This window comes from Lentzea sp. CA-135723 (assembly GCF_050936595.1).
Taxonomy (GTDB): Bacteria; Actinomycetota; Actinomycetes; order Mycobacteriales; family Pseudonocardiaceae; genus Lentzea.
In genome coordinates, this window is sequence record NZ_JBNJMK010000001.1 from 119,597 (window position 1) to 125,776 (window position 6,180).

Genomic DNA, 6,180 nt, shown 5'->3' on the forward strand with positions numbered 1-6,180 from the left:
ACCCCCGCTCTGGCGGCCCTTCCGTCTCGCTACGCTCCTGGCATGCGCTACTCCGCCATCGCGCTGGCTTTGCTGCTGCTCGGGTGCGGTACCGGGACCTCGTCCCTGCCCACGATCACCCCGGCCTCGACCACCGCCACCGGCTCCCCGCTGCCCGATCTGCAGCCCCGGCTCGACGCCATCGGCGTCCTGCTCACCGACTGCGCCGCCCGGCTGCGCGGTGAGCCCGTCGCCGCCGCCGACAACTGCGCCCACGTCATGCCCGACGTGTCCGGCGTGGTGGACGAGGTCGAGAAGCAGTCGGCCAAGCTGCCGCCCGCCGGCCAGACCGCCCTCACCGAGGTGCGTCGCCAGCTCACCGAGATCGCCTCGTGCGAACCGTGGTTCGCGGCCGGTGGCCAGAGCGCGGACGGTGCGCTGAACGCGCGCTGCGAGAAGGCCTGGGACGCGCTCTACGCGGGGTACAACGCGGTCCGCAACTCCGCCTAGTCCACAGTGGACGGCACGGGGAACCGGGCGGTCATCTCGGCCGAGATCTCGTAGTGGCGCACCAGGAACGTGCGTTCGTCGAGCTTCTTGCGCCGCAGCCAGCCCGTCACCTCGGCGTTGCACTTGCTGGCGTTGCAGGATCCGCACGCGGGCACGACGTTGCCGAGCGTGTACCTGCCGCCGCGGGAGATGGCCTGCACGCAGTCCTTCTGCAACGAGGTGGCGGGCGCCGCGCAGTACGCGCAGCCGCCCCACGCCGTCTTGAGGGCGTCCCACTGCGCGTCGGTGAGGTCGTTGACGACGCGGGCCATGCGCTTCTTCCGCTTGCGCGCGGCCCGAACCTGCTTGCTACCTCCGGTCGGCACGATGGGTGAGACTACGCGTCGCGATGGTCAGCAGGTCGGAGGCGGGCCCGCGCGGTGTCGTGCCGGACGGCCAGACCGCCCGCAGCGCGCGGTGCAGGTCCACGTCGCCGACCTCGACCCGGACGAGCGTGCGGGCCGCGATGTCGGCCGCCACGGTGTGGATGCTGAGCACGGCGGGGCCGATGCCGCCGATCGCGGCCGCCTTGATCGCGGTGGTCGACGACATCTCCAGCAACGGGTCCGCGGACTCGGTGACACCGGCCGCCTTCAGCGCGTGCTCCCAGGCCTGCCGCGTGCCCGACCCCGGCTCCCTGCTGGCGAGCGGGGTCGCGGCGGCCTTGGCGGCGGTGACGCGGCGGCGCCGTGCCCACGGGTGGCCGGGAGCGACGACGAGCACCAGTTCGTCGCGCGCGACGACGCGCGTGGCGAGGCCCGCCGGCACGTCGGTGCTCTCGATGAACCCGAGGTCGGCGCGGTCGGCGAGGACCTGCTCGGCGACGTGCACCGAGTTGCCCGCCGACAGCACGGTCGCGGTGTCCGGGCTCACCTGGCGCAACGCGATCAGCCACGCGGGCAGCAGGTACTCGGCGACGGTGAGGCTGGCGGCGATCCTCAGGTGGCTCTGCCGGTCGGCGCGCAGGCTCGTGATGCCGGCGTCGAGGTCGGCCGCGCGGGAGATCACCTGCGCCGCCCAGCCCGCGACGAGCTGACCGGCCGTGGTGAGCCGCGCGCCGCGCGGGGTGCGTTCGAGCAACGTCAGGCCGACGCGGGCCTCCAGGGTCCGCAGGCGTTCGCTGACGCTCGGCTGGGACATGCCGTGGGCCTGGGCCGCCCGGCCGATGCTGCCCAGCTCGGCGACGCTCAACAGCAGGTCGAAGCTGGTGAGGTCGGTGACCCTGGGCGGTAGAGGCATAGGGGAAGCCTATGTGCACATCGGCGATCGGCGCCTACCGAGACCGCTGGGAAGCGACGATCGTCAGGTCGTGACCGCTCTCGCACCTCGACCACACCGTGCCCCAGAGGTGCGACGAGCGGCGCCCTTCGGCCCGAACCTCTTCGCGTCCGTGATGGGGACGGGGATCGTCGCCACGGCCGGTGCCTCCACGCCCGGCCTGCACGCCGCCGCCCGGTACGTGTGGGCGCTGGCCGCCCTGGTGCTGGTGTGCCTGGTGGTCGCGGCTGCCCGGCGGTGGACGTGGTCGACCGTGCGCGCTCAGCTCGCGGACCCGGTGATGGCGCAGTTCTGGGGCGCGCCGCCGATGGCGTTGATGACGGTCGGCACCGGTGCCCTGCTGCTCGGGTCCGACTGGATCGGGATGCCCGCCGCGCTGGCCATTGACTGGACATTGTGGACTGTCGGCACGCTGCTCGGGCTCGTGACGTCTGTGGTGGTGCCGCTGCGGATGATCGGCAGCGGGGAGCTCGCGTTCGCCGGGTGGCTGATGCCCGTGGTGCCGCCGATGGTCTCTGCCGCTTCTGGTGCGCTGCTGGCCCAGCACATGGCGGACGGGGCCGGGCGGCAGGCGATGGTGCTCGGGTGTTACGCGCTGTTCGGGGTGAGCCTGTTCGCGACGCTGGTGATCGTGCCGCAGATCTGGCAACGCCTGGTGGCGCACGGGGTGGGGGCGGCCTCCACCGTGCCGACGTTGTGGATCGTGCTCGGGCCGCTGGGACAGTCGATCACCGCCGCCAACCTGCTGACCGGGGTTCCGGTGTTGCCGGGGCAGGTCGCTTTCGGTGTGCTGTACGGGACTGTCGCGTGGGGGTTCGCGCTGCTGTGGGTGGCGCTGGCGGCGGCGGTCACCGTGCGGGCGGTTCGGCGCGGGTTGCCGTTCGCGTTGACGTGGTGGAGTTTCGTCTTCCCGCTGGGGACGTTGGTGACCGGGACGCACGCTCTGGCCGTGCGGGTTCCGTCCGCGTTGTTCTCCGGGGTGGCCGTCGTGCTGTACGGCACGCTGGTGGCCGCGTGGGTCACCGTGGCCGCTCGGACGCTGCTCCGCCGGTGAGAGTCAGGTGGTCTGTACCAGTTTAGGGCTGGAGCGCAACCCACTGCCTGGCCCATTTCCGCGCCGGGAGCCAGAACTGGCCCCCTGGCCCGGGAAAGTGCGCGCTGACCAGCAAGATCACCAGTGCGGAAAACCTTAAAAGCATTTAAAACCAAACATGTCCCGGTCCGCGTTGAACCCCGTTCGTGACCTCCCCGTAGTCATCGGTACAACACCGTTCGACCCCCCGAGGAGACACAGAATGGGCGCTCGACACCGCAAGCCCGCCATGATCGGCGCGGGCGCCGTGCTGGCGGTCGCTGCTGTCGCCGGTGGCATCTTCGCCTTCAGCGGCACCAACTCGAACGCGGCTGAGGACTGCGGCGGACTGGACACCGCCCTGCAGAACAACCTGAACTTCATCGCCGGCCAGCAGGCCAACCCCGACGCCCAGTCGGACGCGCGCATCCAGAACCGCCAGCAGGTCGTGAACCTGATCAACCAGCGGCGCGCCGCGGCGGGCTGTGGCAACAACGTCCAGGCCAAGCCAGAAGCCGGTCAGGCCGCCACGTCCGGTGAGGACTGCGGCGGACTGGACAAGGCGTTGCAGAACAACCTGAACTTCATCGCGGGCCAGAAGTCCAACCCGGACTCCCAGTCCGAGGCGCGGATCGCGAACCGCCAGGCCGTGGTCGACCTCATCCAGCAGCGGCGCAAGGCGGCCGGGTGCAAGGGCGACGGCGGCGCGGGCAACGCGAACCAGGGCAACGCCGGGAACAACGCGGGCAACGCGAACCAGGGCAACGCCGGCAACGGCGACCAGGGTCAGGCTCAGCAGCCCGACGCCAACGCGGGCAACAACAACGGCGGCGGCGCCACGGGCCAGCAGGTCTGCAACGGCTCCACCGTCACGCTCTCCGGTGAGGGCGGCGCGCCTGCCGCGTCCAGCGGCACGTTCCCGATCGGCACGACGCTGAAGGTCACGAACCTGGACAACAACAAGTCCACGACCGTCAAGGTGGCGTCGGTGTCCGGCAGCTGCGCGCTGCTGAACAACGCGGCCTTCGAACAGGTTCGCGAGCCCGGCAAGTTCCTGATCCGCAACGCGCGGATCGAGAAGATCGGCTGATCTGTCCACACAGGACCGGGACGGGTGCTCTCCGCAGGCGGCGGGGGAGCACCCGTCCTTCTTTTGCGCGGTGAGACGGAATATTCACGCGGTGTGGTCAGGAGCCCGCCGGTGATGGGACCTTGGTCCACGTGACCGAGAAAGCAACGGCGGCACCGTCCGTCTTCCGCAACACCGCGTTCCTGCGGTTGTGGACCGGCACGACCGCGTCCGGGCTCGCGATGTGGGCCCTGCCGTTCGTGCTGGGCCTCGCCGTGCTGGAACGGTCGATCACGGCCGTGGAGCTCGGTGTCGTGCTGGCCACCAGAACGGCCGGGTTCGTCGCCGCGGTGCCGGTGGCCGGGGTGCTGGCGGACCGGCACGCACGCCGCACCGTGGTCCTCTGGTCGTGTCTCACCGCCGCTCTGGTCACACCCGTCATCGCGTTCGGCATGGGACGGTCGTTGCTGCTCATGGCCGTGGCGGCGGCGGTCGTCGGGGCCGGTCAGGGGGCGTGCCGGCCCGCGTTCCAGGCGTTGGTGGCCGAGGTGGTGCCGGAAGCGCAACGGCAGCAGGCCAACGCGGCGACCACCCTCGCGATCAGGGTGACGACGCTGGTCGCGCCGAGCCTCACCGCGCTCGCGGCGTTGATCACCAACGCCCAGGTGCTGCTCGCGGTCACCGCCGCGCTGTGGCTGTGCGCGGCGCTGGTGCCGCCGAAGGGACAGGGCAGGCCGGAACAGGCCCAGGCTCGCGCGGGGTTCGTCGCCGACTTCCTCGAAGGCGTGCACGAGGTGCGCAGGCACCCGTGGCTGCCGGCCGGGCTCGGCGCGTTGACGGTCATGATCGCGTTCGGCTACTCCGCGACGGCCGTGCTGCTGCCGGTGGTGAGCCGCGACCGGTACGACACGGAGGCCGTGCTGGCGGGCGCGACGACCGCGTACACCGTGGGGGCGTTGATCGGCGCGGCGGTGATCGGGCGGTGGCGGCCCCGCAACGCGGGCTGGGTCGCGCTGACCGGGCTCGGGCTCTACGGGCTCATCCCGCTCGGCCTGCTGCTGCCGGTGCACCCGGTCGTGCTGATCGCCGTCTACGTGGTCGCGGGCATCGGGATCGAGCTGTTCAACGTGCCGTGGTTCACCGCGATCCAGCGCGAGGTCGACCCCGGCAAGCTCGCCCGCGTGTCCTCGCTCGACTTCCTGCTGTCCTACGGCCTGGCGCCGCTGGGGCTCGCGCTCATCGCCCCCGCGATCGACGCGTTCGGGGCGGGCGCGGTGCTCGGGGCGTGCGCGCTGATCTGCTTCGCCGCCCCCGCCGCGGCCGCACTGGTGCGGTCGTCGCGCGGGTTCACCAGGTCCAGCTGAAACCCCGCGTGCCCGGTGGCACGTCCAGCGCGACGTCCAGCAGCGTGCGGCCGGGCTTCACCTCGGAGCCGTCCGCGACCTGCCGGACGGCGCTCGGGGCGTCGCCCTCGAACGTCACCTCCAGCACGTACTCCCGCGTCGGCAGCCGGAACTTGCGCTCGTAGTTCGTCGCGGGCGGGCACGGGTCCTGGTTGACCAGCTCGTGCTCGATCACCACGCTCTCGCCCTTGCGCAGCGGCCGTTCGAAGAGCAGCTCCGCGACCAGCAGGCCGTCGGCGGGTTCGGTGACCGTGCGGCCGACCGTGCAGTTCTTCAGGGCGTTGACCAGCGGCAACGGCCGGTGGTGGGCGTCGATGTGCATGATCACGACCCAGCGGTCGGGGCCGTTCATCGACGCCGACAGCACCTGACGGGAGCGGAAGACCCGTTCGGTGCGGTCCGCCCCGATCGTCACGAAGTCCTGCTGGCTCACCCGCAGCAGCTGGTCGTCCCACTGCGTGTCGAGGTCGTGCAGCGCGTGTTCGACGGGCGAGGGGAACGGCCAGAACGCGGACATCGGCGCCGGCGCGTTGCGCAGCCAGCGGCCCCTGGGACGCGGCGGGCCGAGCAGTTCGGACAGGTGGCCGGGCGGCACCTGCAGGATGTGTTCCAGGTGGACGACGGCCTGCAGCGACTTCTGCCGCTCCGGGCGGCTGCGGCCCGTCTGCCAGTAGCTCAGCGTCGCCATCGAGACGGACACGCCGTTCTGGGAGAGGTGTTCGCGCAGGCGCTCCAGACCGAGACCGCGATTCGTGATCGCCGTCCGGAGCGCCTGCGCGAACTCGTCCACGCTGGTCACGCTAATGCATCCGCACGTCCTGCTGTAGTCC

The 6,180-nt window shown here is 71.5% G+C and carries 7 protein-coding genes; 4 read left to right on the top strand and 3 right to left on the bottom strand.

Going from position 1 to position 6,180, the window contains the following annotated elements; all coding sequences use genetic code 11:
• The first annotated feature begins 42 nt into the window (after positions 1-42).
• Complete coding sequence (locus ACQEU1_RS00485; protein ID WP_433194965.1) at positions 43-489, top strand: hypothetical protein; 447 nt, start codon at positions 43-45, stop codon at positions 487-489.
• On the opposite strand, the gene ACQEU1_RS00490 is transcribed toward ACQEU1_RS00485, so the two are convergent.
• Both ACQEU1_RS00490 and ACQEU1_RS00495 read right to left on the bottom strand, forming a co-directional pair.
• Positions 486-854: an HNH endonuclease gene (locus tag ACQEU1_RS00490; RefSeq protein ID WP_433194967.1), complete on the bottom strand. Its 369-nt coding sequence runs from the start codon at positions 852-854 to the stop codon at positions 486-488. The two genes, ACQEU1_RS00485 and ACQEU1_RS00490, sit on opposite strands and share 4 nt — an antisense overlap.
• Positions 838-1,767, bottom strand: a complete 930-nt coding sequence (locus ACQEU1_RS00495; protein ID WP_433194969.1) for a LysR family transcriptional regulator — start codon at positions 1,765-1,767, stop codon at positions 838-840. Before ACQEU1_RS00495 ends, ACQEU1_RS00490 begins: the two co-directional genes overlap by 17 nt.
• 109 nt (positions 1,768-1,876) lie before the next feature.
• On the opposite strand from ACQEU1_RS00495, the gene ACQEU1_RS00500 reads away from it, so the two are divergent.
• The 3 genes from ACQEU1_RS00500 to ACQEU1_RS00510 all read left to right on the top strand — a co-directional run bounded on the left by ACQEU1_RS00500 (position 1,877) and on the right by ACQEU1_RS00510 (position 5,311).
• A complete protein-coding gene (locus ACQEU1_RS00500; protein ID WP_433194971.1) occupies positions 1,877-2,860 on the top strand; it encodes a TDT family transporter in 984 nt (327 codons plus the stop codon).
• A 475-nt stretch (positions 2,861-3,335) separates the two neighbouring features.
• Entirely contained in the window at positions 3,336-3,968 is a 633-nt protein-coding gene (locus ACQEU1_RS00505) for a hypothetical protein (protein ID WP_433211246.1), read from the top strand.
• 131 nt (positions 3,969-4,099) lie between these two features.
• Positions 4,100-5,311, top strand: a complete 1,212-nt coding sequence (locus tag ACQEU1_RS00510; RefSeq protein ID WP_433194973.1) for an MFS transporter — start codon at positions 4,100-4,102, stop codon at positions 5,309-5,311.
• On the opposite strand, the gene ACQEU1_RS00515 is transcribed toward ACQEU1_RS00510, so the two are convergent.
• A complete protein-coding gene (locus ACQEU1_RS00515; protein ID WP_433194975.1) occupies positions 5,295-6,140 on the bottom strand; it encodes an XRE family transcriptional regulator in 846 nt (281 codons plus the stop codon). The two genes, ACQEU1_RS00510 and ACQEU1_RS00515, sit on opposite strands and share 17 nt — an antisense overlap.
• Between the last annotated feature and the right edge of the window lie 40 nt (positions 6,141-6,180).

Bases quoted from the DNA above. Each gene is read 5' to 3' on its own strand.
- ACQEU1_RS00485 (WP_433194965.1), top strand. From the start codon at position 43: ATGCGCTACTCCGCCATCGCGCTGGCTTTGCTGCTGCTCGGGTGCGGT.
- ACQEU1_RS00495 (WP_433194969.1), bottom strand. From the start codon at position 1,767: ATGCCTCTACCGCCCAGGGTCACCGACCTCACCAGCTTCGACCTGCTG.